Below are 19,237 nucleotides of genomic sequence, written 5' to 3'. Positions count from 1 at the left end.
TGACCGGTGTCCCGGCCGGGCCGGGACACCGCTCACCGCTCTTAGCCGATGCCCCAGGTGCCGTCCGGGATCTTGTGGCTCATCCGGATACCGTTCACCCTGGTGCCCAGCGTCGAGTTGTCCTCGAACCGGACGATCAGGTTCAGGTTGAACCGCCACTCGTCGCGGCCGACGGTGTCCAGGTGGATCTTGAGCGTGCCGCCGCGGACGGTGTCCTTGGTCGCCGAGGGGTTCTGCACGGTCAGCGAGAACGGGCCGTTGTCGGTGTTGTCCTTGAACAACCCGAGCACGCCCTCGAGGTGCGCGGCGACGGTGCCGTAGCGGTCGATGACGTCGACGCGGACGTTGGTGTCGTAGTCCTTGTCGTCGTCGTTGGTGTGGAACCTGATGTCGCTCGCCTTGATGGCGGGCTCCGCGGCGATCGCCTCGGCGCCGGGCACGGCCATCAGCCCCGCGGCGAGTGTGGCGGCGAGAGCGATTCCTTTGACGCTGCGCATGAACGCATCCTTCTGCTCGATGAACGTGATCATGCCGAGCCTGCGTGACGGGCGCCCGCCGCGGCGAGGCCGAAAGGGCGGGGATCCGGGCACCGGCCGGGCCCTATCGGTCGGCAAGATCACCAGGGTGCACGGGCGGCGGGAATCGGGTGCCCGATAGGGCGGTCCTGCGGGCACACTCGCACGGACGCCTACGCGCTTTCCCGCTGGTCACAGGCGAAATCCTCCGATATCGGCGCCACTAATGGCCCTGGCGCGAGGTGAGGCCGCTGTGAAGACTCCCGCTCCGGGTTTGATCTTCACCCGCCTAAATCCGAGCAAGGGGCTTTTGTGATGGAACGTGCGACCGGACACGAGGAACGCTCATGAGGGGGAACGGATTCGCCAGACGCGTGGTCGCGCCGTTCGTGGCGGCGGCCGTGCTGGCAGGCCTCGTCGCCGTGCCTCCCGCCGCGGTGGCCGCCGACCCCGGCATCCCGCCGGAGCAGCTGTCGAACGCGCTGTTCAGCGCCGCGATCCAGCTGAAGGACCCGGGCAGGGTCTACGAGCGCAACCTGATCCTCAGCGCCGAACTGCTGGACTGGCGCGCCAAGAACCCGGCCGCTTCCGCCGACTCGCTCGACAAGCACGCGGCCGCCGTCGAGAAGGTGGTCGGCACGGCGATCGCGCCGGCCAGTGACCGTGACCCGGTGCCCGACGTGTTCGGCCGTTCCGTGGAGGCGCTGTATTCCATCCCCGAGGTCGACAAGGGCGGCGCCCAGCTCAAGGGGCTGGTCGGCGCGCTGACCGCGCGCGACCTCAAGTCCTCCGGCGACCCGGACACGCTGCGCGGGGTGCTGCAGCAGTTCAGCGCGACGACCTCCGAGATCGGTTCCCGCGTCTGGGCCGCGTTGCGCGAAGCCGCGGGCCGCGACGGCACGCTGAACAGTACCTGGAAGACCCGGATGGGCACGGCCACGACGGCCGACGCCGCGGCGGTCGACCCGGTCGCGCCGGTCGACGATCTCAAGAAACTCCCGCAGATCAGGAAGGTCATCGACGTCGACGCGATCCAGGATGCCTTCAAGCAGGGCACCAAACAGGGTCTCGACGCGCTGACCAAGCAGATCAAGCCGCTGCTGAAGGTGCTGGGCGACCCCAATTCGCCGAACACCCCGCTGGGCCAGGCGATGGAGTGGGTCAAGAAGTACGTCGACCCGGTCACCGGCGAGATCATCAAGTCGGACGAGCAGGCCCAGAAGGAGTTCCTGGAGCGTGCCAAGGAGTTCGACGGCTACCTCGACAAGCTCAAGGGTGGCCTGATGGCCATCGCGACCATCGCGAAGATCCTGAATTCGCGGTACTCCAAGGACATCGTGAAGTTCGCCGAGACGCTGTACGCGATCGGCAAGAACGTGGTCCCGCTGATCACCGCGATCAGCGCGCTGACCGCCATCGGCGCGGGCGCCACGATCGGCTCGGTGGTGCCGGTGATCGGCACGGTCATCGGCGCGGTCGTCGGCCTGGTCGTCACCCTGGTCGCGCTGCTCGGCAGCGGTGGCGGCGGGCCGAGCCCGGAGCTGCAGGCCATCCAGGCGATGCACAAGGAGATGCGGGAAAGCTTCACGCAGCTCAAGGATTTCCTGACCCAGTTCCAGAAGCAGGTCAACGTCCGCTTCGACCAGATCGACGCCGCGCTGAACAAGATCTACGGCGACATGATGGTGAAGTTCAACCAGGTGCTGGTCGCGATCGGACAGTCGAACTTCGAGCTGACGCAGGAGATCCAGACGCTGCACGGTGAGATCCTCGGCCTGGCCGCGACCATGCAGAGCAACCACCGGCAGATCCTCGACTCGCTCGAGGACGCCTCGGCGTTGCCGTTCAAGGAGTTCGTCAAGAAGTACATCGACTACGCCACGCGCGAGAACCACCCGATCCCGTCGTACGGCCCGCCCGGCGACAACTACAAGGACGCCGCGGAGAAGTTCTCCTCCTCCGGTGACACGCTCGCCAGGAGCAAGGTGTTCATGCGCCAGGCGACCGACGCCGCGCCGGACGACATCCTGACGACCAACAGCGCGGCCTCCTCGGTGAACTACCTGGCCAAGTACGCCGCGACCCGCTACGGGACGCAGTACCTGCAGGACTATCCCGCCGAAGGCATGCCGAACGCCGAGATGTTCGCCGCCGCGGCACGTGCCTACGCGCTCCTGATGGACCAGAACGGGCCGCTCGCGGCGCAGGAACCGCTCGTCACCATCGACGAGAAGAAGACGGTCGCGCGGGTCAACGACATGCTCAAGGCGGGCGGTGACCTCGTCGGCGCGGCGCGGCGGTTCAACCAGCCGCGCACCCGCCCGGCGACCGGCGAATGGGTCGCGACGAACTCGCTGTTCAGCGGCCTGCAGGCGGACAACGCGGCCAAGGTCGCCGACTTCGCCAACGAACTGATCCGGCTCGAGAGCGACAGCACGGTGATGGCGGCGGACCGGAGGTTCAACCTCTGGGGCGATCGCAATCAGCACGTCGACGGAGACATGAAGGACGACATCGCCGGGGTCGGGAACTGTGTCCAGGCTAAGCCGGACCAGATCATCAACCCGATGCCGGGGTTCGTGACCAGCGACAAGCTGCCTGCCACCGTGCGGTTGCTGAAACAGCTCAATCCCGAAATCAAGCTGACCACCTGCTGGTCGGACGTGCGCAGCCGCAGGGACTGGACCTACCAGACGAGGCGCGAAACGCCGATCACGATCCCGTGCAAGTTCAGCACCGACCCGCCGCCGGGCTGCAACAAGACCACGACCGACGAGTCGCACAAAATGTCGGAACTCGGTGTCGAATTCCAGATCTGGACGCAGCTTCCAGGCCAGAACCGGACCTATGTCGCCTCGGTCGTCGGCAAGGCCGAGGTTGAGATCTGCCACTACCCCGGCACTCCTCCCGACGATGAGCCGTGGGCGAAACCGTCCTGGGCCGACGACAGCTGGATCGGGTGCAGCCTGCATCCGGACGAACTCGCGAAGCGGGTGGCGAAGGTCGGCTACGAGCCTGTCGCCCCGATGGCCTCTTGGGGCGACGACTGGCTCAACCCCTTCCTCGACCGTCAGCTGATCGAGCGCCGCGCCAGGTACTACCGGCTCGTCGCGGGCCAGCTCAACGACGGCAAGCTCGCGTCCGCGAAGGCCATCGACACCAACATGCGCCTGGTGCGTGCCTTCTCGGAGATCGCGTTCCCGACAGCGTTGCAGACCGACGCGCGGCTGCGGGAGCTGTTGTACGGCACCAGGTCGCTCCCGTCCTCGCTGAACACCAGCAAGATCCTCGGCGACGCGAGCCCGTTGACCGTGCTGTTCGCCAAGGCGGCGCAGAACCTGGACGCCCAGAAGGACGCCATGGCCGACCAGGTCGTGTTCAGCAAGGCCGAGGCGCCCGGCTGCACGGCGGCGCCTGCCGAGGTCAAGACGGCGGACCCGGTGGCGAGGTGCCTCGCGACCGTCGCGGGGCTGCGCCGCGCCGCGTTCGGCGAGCGCATCGAATTCTACTCGACCGACTTGACGCACAATCCCGCCGCGCAGGACCCGCAGACGACCACCGCGCTCATGCGGGCGCTGCGGATCGAAGCCAAGGCGACGCACCCGGACTTCCCGGTCGAGTCGCCGGGCGGTCCCGCTCCCGTCCCGCCTGGGTCGCTGGGTGAGACGGTCGGCGCGGTCGGCGGCTCGTCGCGTGCGACGCTGGGGCAGACGCATTTCTTCGCCTGGCAAGGAAAGCAGGACGAGGTGCTGGTCGCGTCCAGTGTGGACGGTAAGCAGTGGTGGCCGCCGGTGACGATCGCCGGGCCGCACGCCTCCAGCGACGCGCCCGCGATCGTGGTGTTCAAGGACAAGCTGGTGGCGGTCTGGCGCAGCGGGCCGTTCTCGTGGTCCGACGGCAACAATGACCGCACACTGGCGATCTCCACGAGCACGGACGGCAAGACGTGGACTCCGCCGTCGCGGCTGGTCCCGGTGACCGTCGGTTCGGCGGGCATCAGCCTGACCGTGCTGGGTGACAAGCTGCAGCTCGTCTTCCGCGGCGCCGGTACGGACGGCGGGAAGTACGTCACGTCCAGCTATGACGCCAAGAACTGGAAGCGGCCGCTGCCCGCGGTCAACAACGGCGGCACGAGCGCCGCGCCCGGCGTCACCGCGCTGGGCGGCAAGCTGGTCCAGCTGTGGAAGGGCTACGGCACCGACCAGCGGATGTTCTCCGCGACCAGCGTCAACGGCCTGGACTGGACCGACCAGGCGGTGCTCGCCAACGCCACCGGGGACGGCGGGCCGAGCCCGGTCGTCTTCAACGGCAAGGTGTTCGCCGTCTGGCGCAACGGGGTGAACGACGGGCTTTCCGTCAGCGACACCGCGGACGGGGCCGCCTGGGCGTCACCGCGCGCACTGCACGCTGACGCGCACGCCATCGGCGCACCGTCGCTCGGTGTGGTGGGCGGGCAGCTGGCGGCGATCTGGCGCGACGGCGTCGACGGCAAGCGCGTCAACGTCTCCACCAGTGCCGACGGCATCACCTGGACCGCGCCGGCGCCGATCAACCAGCTTTCGCCGGACGCGCGGCAACGGGCCGGTGAAGCGCTGCTCACCGAGGCCGGAAAGCTCTGGAACGCTTCGAACCGTGAAGGGGCCATAGCGAAGGCCATGGAAGCACTCGCGATCGCACGCCGGCTGGCAGCCGAAAGTCCCGCTTACGAAGCGGTCGTCGCCGACTGGATCCGCTCGCCGATCAGTGGCTACCTCGCCGACGCGGGCCGCCACGACGAGTCGATCGCGCTGCTGGACGAGTCCATCACGCTCTACCGGCGGCTGGCCGAGCGCGACCCGCAGAACGTCCAGTTCAAGGTCAACGAGGCCGATTCCACGGTCTGGCAGGGCGTCCGGGTGTGGAACAAGGGCGACAAGGAAAAGGGCAGGGACCGTTCGGTCGAGGGCCTGAACCTCGCCCGCACCCTGGTGCCGAAGGGACCCGGCCCGGCGGCGGTGTTCGCGCAGTGGGCGCGCTGGCCGGTCAGCGGTTTCCTCGCGGACACGGGGCAGCACGACCAGGCCATCGCGGTGCTCGGTGAGGCCATCACCACGTACCAGAACCTGATCCGGCAGGAGCCCGCGAACGTCCAGTACAAGCTCAACCAGGCCGATGCCACGATCTGGCAGGGCGTCCGCATCTGGAACAAGGGGGACAAGGACAAGGGCCGCGACCGCTCGGTCGAAGGCATCAACCTCGCCCGTCCCCTGATCAGCACGGGCCCCGGCCCGGCCGCCGCGTTCGCCCAGTGGGCGCGCTCGCCGGTCAGCGGTTTCCTCGCGGACACCGGACGGCACGACGAAGCCATCGCGCTGCTCGGTGAGGCGATGACGGCCTACCAGAAGCTGATCCAGCAGGATCCCGGCAACCTCCAGCACAAGGTCAACCTGGCCGACGCGACCATCTGGCAAGGCATCCGCACGTGGAACAAGGGTGACCACCCGCTCGGCCTGACCAGGGTGCTCGACGGAATCAAGCTGGCACGCCAGCTGGCCCCGTCCGGCCCGGTGTTCAGCGCCCACCTCGGAGCCTGGCTGCTGTCCCCGGCCGTCGACTACGCCGAGGCGAGCGGCAAGCACGACGACGCGATCGCCATGGCCAAGGAAGCGGTGGACATCTACACCCGTCTCGCCGAAAGCGACCCGGCCACCTATGCCGGTCCGCTCGCCACCGCCAAGCAAAAACTCAAGACACTCCAGGGGTAAGGCAATGAAGAGACTCATCCAAGCCGTGCTCGCGGCCGGCCTGCTCACGGCGGCCGCCGTCACCCCGGCCCACGCGGCGGACGAATACCTGCAGGTGATCACGATCGGCAAGGGCTGCCTGGTGCCGTTGTGGGGCAGCAAGGACGCGGGCGCCTACGTCGGCTACGAGGTCTGCGACAACACCCGCGGCCAGGCCTGGCGCACCATCGACCACGGCGGCAGCTGGTATTCGTACCAGTCCGTCGGGTCCGACCTGTGCCTGACCGTGCTCGGCGGCGGCACACTGTCCAATGAGGACATCGTGCAGCAACCCTGCGCGGGAGCGCCGAACCAGCGCTGGCAGCCCGTCTACCGAGGGGCCTTCCAAAGCCCCGAGCTGCATCCCCAGCACAGCGGCAAATGCCTGAGCATCGAGGGCAACAACCGCGTCGCACCGGCTGATCTCCGCCAGATGGACTGCGGCGACGTGAACTGGCAGAAGTGGAACTTCTTCAGCTGGCCGCCACCCGTGGTCGGCTGATCCCCGGGGGTCGTGAGTGTTTAGGCCGGTTAGAACCGGCCGCAACACTCACGACCCCTGAGCCGGGGGTGGGCATTTATCGATGGGCCGCTCTGTACAGCGATCGTCCTCCCGCGCTAGCTTCGATGAAGATCGAGTCCAGCGGCCGTGAGGAGTCCCATGGCGGTCCGGCAGTTCAGTCGCCGATCCATGCTGATGTCGGCCGCGGCATTGGCCGTGCTCCCCGGAACGGCCCAGGCGAGCCCGAAGCGGTGCGAGCCCGCGCCGATCGCACTGCAGATGTGGTCACTCCACGAACAGGCCGAGCAGGATCTCATGGGCACCCTCGCCCGCGTCGCCGAGATCGGGTACGTGGCCATCGAGAGTTACGAGCTGTACGGCCATTCCCCGAAGGCGGTCAAGGCCCGCCTCACCGAACTCGGCCTCGGCCTGTGCAGTTCGCACGCCCCGTTCCCCTCGGGCTCCGAGGCCAAGGCGATCCTCGACCAGTACGCCGAGCTGGGCGCGAAAACGCTCGTCTGGAGCCTGGAACCCGAGGAATTCACCTCACTGGACGGAATCCGCCGCGGCGCGGCGCGGATCAACGAGGCCGTCGCCAACGCCGCCGCGTACGGCATGCGCATCGGCTACCACAATCATTTCGCCGAGTTCCGTAACAAGTTCAACGGGCGCTCGGCCTACAAGATCCTGCTGAGCGAACTCGATCCGTCCGTGGTCATCGAGCTGGACACCTACTGGGCCCAGACCGGCGGCGTCGATCCCAAGGCCGTCGCCGCTTCGCTGGGCAAACGGCTCGAGTACATCCACATCAAGGACGGGCCCGCGAAGGGCATGGACGACTACATGGTGCCGTACGGCCAAGGCGTCATCGACGTCGACGGAGTGGTCAAGGCCAATCGATCCGTGCGGTGGAATATCGTCGAGATGGATAGATCGCATTACGAAATGTACGGTTTGCTCCGGTCTTGCTACGACTACCTCGTCGGCCGCGGCCTCGCGACCGGACACCGCCCGGTGCCCGCGTAATAAGCGAACGTAATAAAAGAGGCGCTCACAACGCTCAAGGTTGTGAACGCCTCGTTCACAACCTTGACTGGGGGAGGCATAAGGGGGTGTTTGTTAGTAAAGTTTACAAACGGTCTTGACGTGGGTGTGATCGAGTCGGATGCTGAAGGCGGCGACCGCCGCTCGTCATCCCAGCCGACACTTCACCTGCGGAGGCACCATGATCCGGCGTGCGCTGGTCGCGCTCGCGAGCTTGATGTTCGTGGCGACGGCGGCACTGTCCGGTGGCGGCACGGCGCAAGCCGCCACCACCCAGCAGACCTTCCTGACCTTCTACGGCTGGTGGGACAACACCCCGCCCGGCGGGGACATCTCCTACCCCAAGATCCACGACACGGCGGGCGGCAAGGGCACCTACGCCGACCCGATCACCTTCGCCACCAGCACCTCGGAACTCAAGGCGGGCACCAAGGTCTGGGTGCCGAGGGTGCGCAAGTACTTCATCATGGAAGACAGCTGCGAAGAGTGTTCGCAGGACTGGAACGGCCACGGCCCGAACGGCGGCCCGAAGCTGCGGCACATCGACCTGTGGCTGGGCGGCAAGGGTGGCAGCGCGTTCAACGCGATCGACTGCGAAGACGCGCTCACGCACTACAACTCCGACGGCACCCCGGTGATGGAGCCGGTCGTCGTCGACCCGTCGCCGAACGAGGCGTACGACTCGACGCCGATCTTCAACACCAGCACCGGAGCCTGCTACGGCGGCGCGAAGCCGAACACCTATGTCGGGCCGTTCCGCAACAAGTCGACCAGCACCTGCCTGGAGGACCCGAACAACTCGTCGACCACCGGCACCAAGCTGAAACTGGCCGCGTGCAGCGGGGCCGCCGCGCAGAAGTTCTCGTTCCACGGCGCCTTCCTGGTCATCAACGACCGGTGCGCCGGCATGAACGGCAGCTCGATCGAACTGCAGACCTGCAGCGGCGGGCCGAAACAGCAGTGGTCGATCAACCTGAGCAACAGCACCATCTCCGACATCCAGACGAGCAAGAAGTGCTTCCGCGCCTCGGGCACGACACTGTCGGCGGCCAGTTGCTCCGGTGACGCCTCGAAGTGGACGTTCCCACCGGTCCAGCCCGGCTCCTAGGGCTCGTGAGTGTTCCGGCCGGTTCTAACCGGCCGGAACACTCACGACCCCGGTGGCCATCCGGGCCGGGTTGGTGGCCGCGTGGGCACGGAGCCTGGACGCGCTGTGCCCGGCTGGTTACCGTTCGGCCATGAGGATCGCGGCTGTCGCACTCGTCGTACTGTCGGCCGTGAGCGTGACGGCCCCGCCCGCCACCGCGGCGGTATCCCAGAGCACCGAGGCGTCGTGGACGGGTCCGCTGAGCACGCGCGGCCGCTACATCGTCGACGCGACCGGCGCCCGGTTCAAGCTCAAGGCTGGGAACTGGCACGGCGCCAGCGGAACGTGGACCGGCTCGGGCTCGGCCACGGACCCGGCGAACCACCACGCGGGCGAGATCGCCTACGAGACACCGCTCGGGCTGGACCGCGCGTCGATCGACACCATCATCGACGGCTTCGCCGAGCTGGGCCTCAACAGCGTGCGCCTGCCGTTCTCCAACCAGATGATCCACGATTCCGCGCCGGTGCCCGACCTGCCCGCCAACCCCGGCCTGCGCGGCAAGACCCCGCTGCAGGTTTATGACGCCGTCGTCGACAGGCTGACTGCGCGTGGTTTCGCGGTGATCCTCAACAACCACACGACCACCTCGAAGTGGTGCTGCGGCGTCGACGGCAACGAGCGCTGGAACACCAGCCAGGACGAGCGGACCTGGCAGGACGACTGGGTCTTCATGGCGCGCCGCTACGCCGCCAACAAGCGCGTGGTCGGCGCCGACCTCTACAACGAGGTCCGCCGCAACGTCCTGGACGACCCGAACTGGGGCTGGGGCAACAACACCGACTGGCAGCGCGCCAGCCAGCAGGCGGGCGACCGGATCCTCGCCGAAGCCAACCGCGACCTCCTGATCATCGTCGAGGGCATCAACTGGACCGGCATCCCGGTCGACGGCTTCCCGCACGGCAGGCCCACCCTCGAACCGGCGCGCACCCTGTCCCACACGCTCATCGACTCCGGCAAGCTCGTCTACGCCGCGCACTTCTACGGCTACACCGGCCCGAACCACTCGGGCGCGACCGGTGTCGGCGAGACGAGCGACCCGCGTTACCAAGACCTGAGCCCGCAGGAATTGCGGGATGTGTTGTACCGGCAGGCTTTCTTCGTCTCGGCCGAGACCGGCGCGCACTTCACGGCGCCACTGTGGATCAGCGAGTTCGGTGCCGGGCGGAGCTCCGACGCGAAGGCCCGCGACTGGTTCGAGCGGTTCGTGGACTATCTCGTGGAGACCGACGCCGACTTCGCGTACTGGCCGATGGTCGGCTTCCACACCAACGGTTCCGGCGACGGCTGGTCCCTGCTGGCTTGGGATGCGGCGGGCCGCCGGATCAGCGTGTACGACGCGGGGGACTGGCGTGCCCCGGCCTGGCGGCGCCTGGTCAACGCCCCGGCGCGGACCGGGCAGATCCCGGTCACGAGCCGCTGGTCGATGCTGAATCTGGACTACGGGGACTTCCAGGCCTCGCGCGCAATTCGCGCACTGCCGGACTGGGATTCGGGCGCCCGCAAGGGAGCTTGCCCGGACGGGCAGCGTGTCATCGGGTTGAGCCACACCGGCAATCGCGGGCTGTGCACGAGCGTCTCGGCCGCGCCGACGGCGTACGCGACCGTTCGCGACGAGTCCTTTGTGGATCGGGACTGGGCGAGCGGCTACACGAAGGTGCAGTGCCCACCCGGTCACTTCCTGGCCGGGTACAGCGTCAAGGGCGTGGCGTTTTCGGCCGCACTGTGCGGAAAGTCGGCGACGCCGCTGGGACGCGGCGGCCGCACGGTCTGGTTCGACCGCGGCGACAACCGGCCCGCAGGCTCGCCCGGCGGCGAGTTCGCCTACGGAAACTACAAGGGACAGTGCACTGTGGACGAATACGTCGCCGGGGTGGCGTACACCGGCCGCGTCGGCTCGCGCAGCACCCCCGACGCCCTGCTCTGCGTCCCCCTCGGGTCGTGAGTGTTTTGACCGGTTAGAACCGGCCGGAACACTCACGACCCCTGAGGGTCAGAGCGAGTCGGCGCTCGCGTAGAGGTCACGCACGGCGTCGGAGAACAGGGCCGCGCTGAGATCCGTGGTCACGCCGTTCTCGTCCATGGTGCCGCGACTCGTCACGCCATAGATCGTGCCCTTGCCCGTCGCCGGATCGAAGTCACGCAGCCACGGCCCGCCGCTGGAGCCGCCTGCGAGGTCGCAGTTCGTCTCCCAGACCGTGGACACACTGTCGGTGTTCAACGTGGCCGGTCGCTCACACGAGACCAGCTTTTCGCCGCGCGCCAGCTGGGATACCGGATAGCCGAGCATGGTCGTGGCCACCGGCGACGGCGGCCGCTCGAACGAGACCTGCTGGACACCGGCCACGTCGGCGACGTGCTCGCCGCCGAGCGGGTCGAGCGCGATGACGCCGTCGTCGTCGGCCGCGCTGGTCGGGCCCTTGTATGTGTCAGACCAGGCGAACGCGCGGGCCGCGAACACCTTGTGCCGGCCCGCGCCGTAGCCGGGGACGAACACCATGTCGACGTGCTTGATCACGTTGTCCCACCGGTCGAAGCCGCCGTTGAGGCAATGGCCCGCGGTGAGCACCACGTCCTTGGTGGCACTGGGCACCACGGTCGCCGAGCACGACTCGTCGTAGCCACCCGGCTCGGCGTGGAAGAACAGCCTGCCGACGCCCGCGGGCAGCGCGCCGTCCCACAGCTTGCCCACGGTTTCCGCCGGTGGCAGCCATTCCTGCTCGCCGAGCCGCTTCATGCGCTCCGGCGTCCAGTAGGCCAGTGCCGCGGCGCGGTCGGCCTCGCTGAATCTCGTGACGACCTGGCCCGCGCTCGCGGCGGACGCGGGCACCGCCACCGAAACCGAGGTGGCGATGATCATGGACAGCAGCGCGACTGACTTCTTCCACGTCATGCACTGAAGGACGTCCGAGACGGCAAGAGGTTGTAAGGTCGAAGCCGGAAGATCAACAATTCCGACGACAGGATCAGCTCATTCAGGTATCGCCGACGAAGCCGCCGTCCGATCGCGAAGCTGCGCTGCTGGGTAAACCCATGCCGGACGACCGGGTGCGCGGCTGGGTGATCACCGGGATCATCACGCTCGTCGGCGGCTACCTGCGCCTGCAGAACCTGGGATTCCCCACCAATCAAGGCACTCCGGTCTTCGACGAGAAGCATTACGTGCCCCAGGCGTGGCAAATGCTGCGCAATGGCGGGTACGAGGACAACTACGGCTACGAACTCGTCGTCCATCCGCCGCTGGCGAAACAGTTGATCGCGGCAGGGGAGTGGCTGGTCGGCTACAACAGTTGGGGCTGGCGGCTTTCCGCCGCGCTGGCCGGTGTGCTGATCGTCTTCCTGACCGTGCGGATCGCGCGGCGTCTGACGCGTTCGACCCTGCTCGGCGCGATCGCGGGCGTGCTCGTCATCTGTGACGGTGTGCTGCATTTGCAGTCCAGGATGGGGATGCTGGACATCTTCATCGCGTTGTTCGTGCTCGCGGCTTTCGGCTGTCTGCTGTGCGATCGCGACCAGGTTCGCGAGCGGCTGGCCGTTGCGGTCGGCGAAGGCTGGGCCGACGAGTCGAAGTTCGGGCCCCGGCTCGGATTCCGCTGGTGGCGCTTCGGGGCCGGGCTGATGCTCGGGCTGGCGTTCGCCGTGAAGTGGTCCGGGCTGTACTACATGCTCGCGTTCGGCCTGCTCTGTGTGTTCTTCGACGTCGCGGCCCGCCGCGCCGCCGGGGTCGAGCGCCCGTGGCTCGGCACGGTCGTGCGGGATGTCGCGCCCGCGCTGTGGGCGATCGTCGCGATCCCGGTCCTGGTCTACCTCGGCGACTACGCGGCCTGGTTCGCCAGCGAAACGGCGACCGACCGCAATCTCGCCGAGACGAAGAACCTCGATCCCGGCTTCTGGGCCTGGGTACCGGCGGCCTTGCGCTCGCTCGGCGCGTACACCGTCAGCGTGCTGGACTTCCACGCGCATTTGCTGACGCCCAAGGACAGCCCGCACGCGTACGAGTCGAAGCCGTGGACGTGGCCGATGGGCCTGCGGCCGATGCTGTACCACTACGAATCCGGGGACACGGTCACCGGCTGCGGCGACCGGGACTGCGTGCGCGCGACCATGCTGATCGGCACGCCAGCGCTGTGGTGGCTCGCGCTGCCGATGCTCGGCTGGGGCCTGTGGCGCTCACTGTTCACAATGGACTGGCGGTATGCCGCCGTGCTGGTCGGCTACCTCGCGGGCCTGCTGCCCTGGTTCCTCAACCTCGACCGCCAGATGTACTTCTTCTACGCCACACCGATGGCGCCGTTCCTCATCCTCGGGCTGACGCTGATACTCGGCCAGATCCTCGGCAGCGCGCGGCGCGGCTTCGAAAGACGGGGCACCGGTCTGCTCGTCGTGGCGCTCTACGTCGGCCTCGTGGTCGCGAACTTCGTGTGGCTGTGGCCGATCCTGAACGCCGACGCCATCACCGGCGAGCGCTGGCAGGCGGAGTTGTGGCTGCCGTCGTGGCGCTAAAGCACTTGTGAATTCTCGGTAATGACGAATGCCGAGTTCAGTGCAAGCGTGCTGCCCGAAATGGCACGGGCTGCTCTACACCGCACGTCGCCGTGGCGTACAGAAACGTCGTCTCCGGCCGTCCGCAGGGCTATACGCAGGCACTTTGCCTGGTCAACGCGCTGATCGACCGGCACTTCCCGTCGGCGATGTGTAGTCCGGTAAGTCGTCTTCGTCCTGTTCGCAGGTTGCTTGACATTCCGTTGACGGAGACCGAAAGTTCTTTCAACCCGCCGCCTCGTTAGGAACCTTTACTAACAAGGAGTCCTGCTATGCCTTCACTTCGGAGAGCCGCCTGTGCCGCGGCCGCCTTCCTGATGGTGCCGATGGCTCTCTCCGCTGGGACGTCCGCGTCCGCCGCGGCGGAGAACCACCCATTCCCCGCCCACGTCACCTACCAGACCGGTGTCCTGCCGTCGGCGAGCCAGTCGTCGCGCGACGCCGCGGTCAAGAAGCAGTACGACTCCTGGAAGTCGAAGTACCTGCGCTCCGCCTGCGGCGGCTACCTGGTCGCCGTCGACTCCGGCACCGCGCCCAACCAGGGCACCGTGTCCGAGGCGCAGGGCTACGGCATGAACATCGTGCCGCTGATGGCCGGCTACGACACGAACGCCAAGGCCGAGTTCGACGGCCTGTGGAAGGTCGTGCAGAGCCACCGCACCGGCAAGGGCATGATGCAGTGGAAGATCGACGGCAAGTCCTGCAAGTACGCCGACGGCGGCACCCCTGACTCCGCCACCGACGGCGACCTCGACGTCGGCTACGGCCTGATACTGGCCGACAAGCAGTGGGGCGGTTACACCACCGCGGCCAAGGACTGGCTGGACAAGCTCTACAAGGCCGACGTCACCTCGGACGGTCACCTGAGGACCGCCGACGACGGGCCGAGCAACGACACGCGGCCGTCCGACTTCATGCTCGACCACCTGCGCGCGTTCGCCAAGTACGACACCGCGCACGACTGGGACAAGGTCGTCACCCGCACCGAGGCGATCATCACCGCGTTCACCAACAAGTACTCGCCGACCGCCGGCCTGCTCTCCGACTTCGTCATCGGCGCCGACGGCAGCAGCCCGAAGCCCGCGCCCGCGGACTATCAGGAAGAGCAGCCGGACAACATCGTCGGCTACAACTCCGTCCGCGTCCCGTGGCACATGGGCACCGACGCGCTGGTGTACGGCGGTTCGGTGGCGCTGAACATCGCGAAGAAGGAATCCGCCAGCTACAAGAGCCGCTCGGGCGGCAACCCGGCGAAGATCTACCCGCACACCAAGCTCGACGGCACCCCGTACGACACGAGCGACACGTGCGAGTGCGCCACCAACCCGGTCGGCGTGGCCGCGATGGCCGCGGGCGACCAGGCGTGGACCGACGCGCACTGGAACTACCTCGCGACCAACCCGTACGGGGAGGGCTACTACGGCGAGACCATCAAGATGCTCGTCTACCTCGTGATGTCCGGGAACTACTGGGCCCCGTGACGTCGCGCCGGGGTCGTGAGTGTTCCGACCGGTTAGAACCGGCCGCAACACTCACGACCCCGGTCCGCGAGCTCGCTTGAGTCCACTGTGGACCCCGGGATAAAGCGGGCTTTATCCCGGGGTCATAAGGGCCGATGATCCGCCGTTTTATGATTAGTCGGTCACTTACCGCCTAGTGGGCGCCGGATGCCGTCGCTAGCGTGCGAAGCATGATCCTCGAACGGTTTCTCGTCACGGACAAAGTCGCGGTCATCACCGGTGCGGGCCGGGGAATCGGGGCCGCCACGGCGATCGCGCTCGCCGAGGCGGGCGCCGACGTGGTAATCGCTTCCCGCACCGTGGAAGACCTCACCGAAGTGGCGTCGCGAGTGGAATCGGCCGGACGCAAAGCCCATGTCGTCGTCGCGGATCTGCGTGAGCCCGAGGCCGCCGCCGCGCTCGCGGAAGAGGCCGTGAACACTTTCGGCAGGCTGGACATCGTGGTGAACCATGTCGGCGGCGCGTTGCCGAGACATATCCTGTCCACCACGGTCGAGCATCTCGAAGAAGCCTTCAGTTTCAACGTTTCCGTCGCGCACGCGCTGACGAGCGCGGCCATCCCGGCGATGCTCGGCGGCGGTGGCGGTTCGGTGGTGAACATCTCGGCCGTCCTCGGCAGGGCGCCGGGCCGCGGTTTTCTCGCCTACGGCGCGGCTTCGGGCGCGTGCCTGCAGTACACGCGACTCGCGGCGGCTGACCTCGCACCGAGGATCCGGGTGAACGCCGTCGCGGTCGGGTCGGTGGCGACCTCGGGGTTGCGCGACATCTTGGCGAACGACGCGGTCCGCGAACCCATGGAGCAGGCGACCCCTTTGCGGAAGCTCGGCGAGGCCGAAGACGTCGCGGCCGCCGTCCTGTACCTGTCGTCGGCGGCTGGCTCGTACCTCACCGGCAAGGTGCTGCAGGTCGACGGCGGCATCGAAGGCCCGAACCTGGACCTGGGCATCCCGGATCTTTAGCTAGACCCAGCCGTGAAGGCGCGCCATGACGTCGGTCAGCGCTTGCTCGGTGTCTTCCTTGACCGGCTTGAAAATCGCCGCAGCTCGATCCGTTGCCCGCTGAGCCGAAACCGGATCACCGTCGATGGTTTCGGCCATGGCCAACGTCTGCAGGGCGCGGGCCTCGTCGAGGCGGTAGCCGTGTTCGGCCGTGATCGCGCACGCTTGGCGTGCGTGCCGGATCGCGTCGGCGGGATCGTCGTCAGCCAGCCGGATGGCGGCGAGTTCGAGGTACGCGCGTGCCCGTTCGCGCGGTCGAGGCTCCGTCGTGCCCGCCGACGCCAGGTTCGCCGCCTCGGCGAGGCAGCCTGATCGCCGATGGTAGGCGGCCAGGCTCTGCGCGATCGCCGGGTTCCAATAGGTCAGGTCGTCGTTGTCCTGTGCGAGATTCCGAGCCTCTTTGAGGTGTCGGCCGGCAGCCTCGACATCGTCTGTCGCCAGTGCCGAGCGCCCGAGCACCACGAGTGAGCTGATCTGGAGCCATGGCGAGTTGAACCGCCGCGCGCGCGTCAGCGTCCGCTGAGCCAGCGTCAATGCCAGATCGGGCCGCTGGGCGGCCAAACTGGTCTCGGCGAGGTAGGTGACCGCCTCGATCATGCCCATTTGGTCCTTCAGGCCTTGCCAACCGTCGAGGGCCCTGGTGAATCCCTGAAGCGCGGAGCCCAGTTCACCGCAGTACAGATCGCTCATCGCGAGGATGAGTTCGCAGCGCATCTGCGTGTTGGGCAAGCGTAGCTCGGCCGCCAGCCGCTGGGCTTGTCTCAGGCGCGTCTCGCCGCGGTTCCGGTGACCCATGTGGACCAGGGCCAGGCCGAGGTCGAACAGCGTGATGCTCAGCCCTGCCGGGTCGGCGTCGCCGACTTCGAGCAGGAGTGAGACTTCGTAGTGCTCGATCGCCTTGTCGTAGTAGCCGGTCTCGAAGGAGATGGCGCCAATACCGGTGTGCGCCCTCGCTTCCCCGACCGCGTCGCCCGCCGCGTGGAACAGCCGGGCTGCTTCGGCCATGTGCGCTCGTGCTTCGGCGTACCGCGTGTGGTGGAGATGCAGTTGCCCCAGTCCGCGATGCATGCCCGCCTGGGCGAGCGGATCGCCGGAGCGTTCGGCGGCGGCGAGAGCCGTGCTGAAGACGGCGAGCCAGCTCGAATCATGGCGCTGACGCTGCAAATAGGTCTGCATGGCGTCGGCGAGCGACCAGACCGGCAGGCCGGTCGCGGACGGCGCGCCGACCATGGCCACGAGGTTCTCGGCTTCGGTGTCCAGCCAGTCCATGGCGGCGGCCGGGTCCTCCCATGGCTGTCCGGCCGAATCCGGTGCCGCCAAGGTGTGCGCGTCCGGGTAGAGCAGGAGGCACGCCGGACGTGCCCAGCGCAGATAAAACGCGAACAGCTCGCCCAAGGCTTGTCCGCGTTCGTCCGCGCTGTCTTCTTCGCCGGCTCGCTCGGCGGCGAATTCCCTGATCAGGTCGTGGAAATGGAATCGCTCGCGGGTGTGCCTGCCGAGGAGGTTCGACGCGGTCAGCCTGTCGAGCATGCGTAAGGCCCCGGATGGATCCAGCCCGCTCACCGCCGCCGCGGCGCCCGCGTCGAAATCGGGGCCGGGAATCAGGCTCAGCTTCTTGAAGAAGCGGGACAGCGATGGCTCCAGCGCGCTGTACGACAAATCGAAGGTGACCCGGACGGCGGCCTGGGAGTCGCCTTCGATCTGCATCGCGTCGAGCCTGCCGCCGGGCCGCAGTTTACGGAGGTAGTCCGCGATACTCGGGCTGGCCGAACTCGCCAGGTTGCTCGAGGCGAGCCGCAGGCCCAGCGGCAGCAGCCCGCAGGCGGCGACGAACGCGTCCGCGGCCTCCGGTTCCGCCGCGACCTGCTCGGCGCCGATGACATTGGCCAGTATCGTCTTGGCTTCCTGCGCCGAGACCATGCCGACCGGGAACGGCCGGGCGCCGTTGAGCGCGGCCAAGCCCCGCAGGTCGTTGCGGCTGGTGATGAGCACCGCACAGCCGGCGTCGGCGGGGAGCAGCGGTCGCACCTGGTCCGGGCTCGCCGCGTTGTCGAGGATCATGAGCACCTTGCGTCCGCTCAGCCGGGACCGCAGCAGCGCACCCTGTTCGTCGGTGTCTCCGGGAATCCGGTCGCCGGGCACGCCGAGCGCGCGCAGGAACCGGGTCAGCGCGTCGTCGGGGCCGAGCGGTGGGCTGGTGGAAAAGCCGCGCAGGTCGGCGTAGAGCTGGCCATCGGGGAAGTGGGGGCGCAGCCGGTGAGCGACATGGACAGCCAGCGCGGTCTTCCCCACCCCCGGTGGGCCGGACAGGATCCCGATGGGAACCGCGAGCCGGTTCGAGGCGGGGCTGGTCGTCAGGTCCAGCAGCCTGTCCAGCAGGTCGGCGCGGCCGACGAAATCGGGGATGTCCGCGGGCACCTGGAAGGTCGCGGCCCGTGGCAGGCTCCGCGGTGGATCGGAGCAGTCGTCGGCGAGTATCCGCTGGTGTAGTTCCCGCAGCGAGCCGCTTGGATCCACGCCGAGCTCGTCACGCAGCACCGCGGTGATCTTCTGATAGGCGGCCAGCGCGTCCGACTGCCTGTCCGAGCGGTGCAGTGCGAGCATCAGCTGTCCCCAGAAACGTTCGCGGAGGGGATTTTCCTCGGTGAGCACGTAAAGCTCGCCGATCAGCTCAGTGTGCCTGCCCAACGCCAGTTCGACGTCGGTGAGCCGTTCCCGCGTTCGCAGGCGCTCTTCTATCAGCCGTGGCCCCTCCTGGGCACGCAAGAACTCCGACGGGACATCGGAAAGCGGGTCGCCGCGCCACAACGCCATCGCGTCGCGTAGTTCCCACGCTTCCGCGGCCATGTCCTGGGTCGACCGGGCCAGATCGGCCGCGGCGACTCGGTCGTGGAACCGATCGAGGTCGAGCGCGGCGGGTGCGACATCGAGCACGTAGCCGTTCGGCTGCGTGCGCACGAGGTTCCCGGCGCTGCCCAGCGCGTTGCGCAGGCGCATGACGTAGGTCTGTGTCGCGTTGCGTGCGCCCTTCGGCGGATCTTCGTCCCAGAGCCGGGCGATGAGTTCGTCGACCGAGATCAACCGGTTCGACCTGAGAAGAAGACTGGCCAGCACGATGCGGACCTTGGCCGACGGGAGCGGAACGGGCGTTTCGTCTACAGCGGCTGTCAAAGGCCCCAGAAGGTGGAAGTCGGCGGTCAACGAACT

The 19,237-nt window shown here is 67.8% G+C and carries 11 protein-coding genes; 8 read left to right on the top strand and 3 right to left on the bottom strand.

The window, feature by feature from the left end; all coding sequences use genetic code 11:
* Positions 1-41: 41 nt before the first annotated feature.
* On the bottom strand, positions 42-530 hold the full coding sequence (locus BLV57_RS32855; protein ID WP_091295688.1) for a hypothetical protein: 489 nt from the start codon (positions 528-530) through the stop codon (positions 42-44).
* A 332-nt stretch (positions 531-862) separates the two neighbouring features.
* On the opposite strand from BLV57_RS32855, the gene BLV57_RS32850 reads away from it, so the two are divergent.
* The 5 genes from BLV57_RS32850 to BLV57_RS32830 all read left to right on the top strand — a co-directional run bounded on the left by BLV57_RS32850 (position 863) and on the right by BLV57_RS32830 (position 10,915).
* On the top strand, positions 863-6,259 hold the full coding sequence (locus BLV57_RS32850) for a sialidase family protein (protein WP_143047203.1): 5,397 nt from the start codon (positions 863-865) through the stop codon (positions 6,257-6,259).
* A 4-nt stretch (positions 6,260-6,263) separates the two neighbouring features.
* Positions 6,264-6,779 (top strand): RICIN domain-containing protein, encoded by a 516-nt coding sequence (locus BLV57_RS32845; protein WP_176968912.1) that lies wholly within the window; start codon positions 6,264-6,266, stop codon positions 6,777-6,779.
* Positions 6,780-6,938: 159 nt separating this feature from the next.
* A complete protein-coding gene (locus BLV57_RS32840) occupies positions 6,939-7,805 on the top strand; it encodes a sugar phosphate isomerase/epimerase family protein (protein WP_218134927.1) in 867 nt (288 codons plus the stop codon).
* Positions 7,806-8,004: 199 nt separating this feature from the next.
* Positions 8,005-8,931 carry a ricin-type beta-trefoil lectin domain protein gene (locus BLV57_RS32835; RefSeq protein WP_091295680.1) on the top strand — a complete coding sequence of 309 codons (927 nt, stop codon included), beginning with the start codon at positions 8,005-8,007 and terminating at the stop codon, positions 8,929-8,931.
* A gap of 130 nt (positions 8,932-9,061) precedes the next feature.
* A complete protein-coding gene (locus BLV57_RS32830) occupies positions 9,062-10,915 on the top strand; it encodes a glycoside hydrolase family 5 protein (protein WP_091295677.1) in 1,854 nt (617 codons plus the stop codon).
* A gap of 48 nt (positions 10,916-10,963) precedes the next feature.
* Here BLV57_RS32830 and BLV57_RS32825 read toward each other — a convergent pair whose 3' ends face one another.
* Positions 10,964-11,863: a trypsin-like serine peptidase gene (locus BLV57_RS32825; RefSeq protein WP_091295675.1), complete on the bottom strand. Its 900-nt coding sequence runs from the start codon at positions 11,861-11,863 to the stop codon at positions 10,964-10,966.
* 80 nt (positions 11,864-11,943) lie between these two features.
* Between BLV57_RS32825 and BLV57_RS32820 the strand changes: the two genes are divergently transcribed.
* The 3 genes from BLV57_RS32820 to BLV57_RS32810 all read left to right on the top strand — a co-directional run bounded on the left by BLV57_RS32820 (position 11,944) and on the right by BLV57_RS32810 (position 15,991).
* A complete protein-coding gene (locus BLV57_RS32820; protein WP_245757622.1) occupies positions 11,944-13,473 on the top strand; it encodes a dolichyl-phosphate-mannose--protein mannosyltransferase in 1,530 nt (509 codons plus the stop codon).
* Positions 13,474-13,784: 311 nt separating this feature from the next.
* Complete coding sequence (locus BLV57_RS32815) at positions 13,785-14,993, top strand: glycosyl hydrolase family 8 (RefSeq protein WP_091295671.1); 1,209 nt, start codon at positions 13,785-13,787, stop codon at positions 14,991-14,993.
* 209 nt (positions 14,994-15,202) lie between these two features.
* Positions 15,203-15,991 (top strand): SDR family oxidoreductase, encoded by a 789-nt coding sequence (locus tag BLV57_RS32810; protein WP_091295668.1) that lies wholly within the window; start codon positions 15,203-15,205, stop codon positions 15,989-15,991.
* On the opposite strand, the gene BLV57_RS32805 is transcribed toward BLV57_RS32810, so the two are convergent.
* Positions 15,992-19,201 carry an AfsR/SARP family transcriptional regulator gene (locus tag BLV57_RS32805; RefSeq protein WP_176968911.1) on the bottom strand — a complete coding sequence of 1,070 codons (3,210 nt, stop codon included), beginning with the start codon at positions 19,199-19,201 and terminating at the stop codon, positions 15,992-15,994.
* Positions 19,202-19,237: the final 36 nt, after the last annotated feature.

This window comes from Amycolatopsis xylanica (genome assembly GCF_900107045.1).
Taxonomy (GTDB): domain Bacteria; phylum Actinomycetota; class Actinomycetes; order Mycobacteriales; family Pseudonocardiaceae; genus Amycolatopsis; species Amycolatopsis xylanica.
This window is presented reverse-complemented; position numbering and strand designations above follow the sequence as displayed.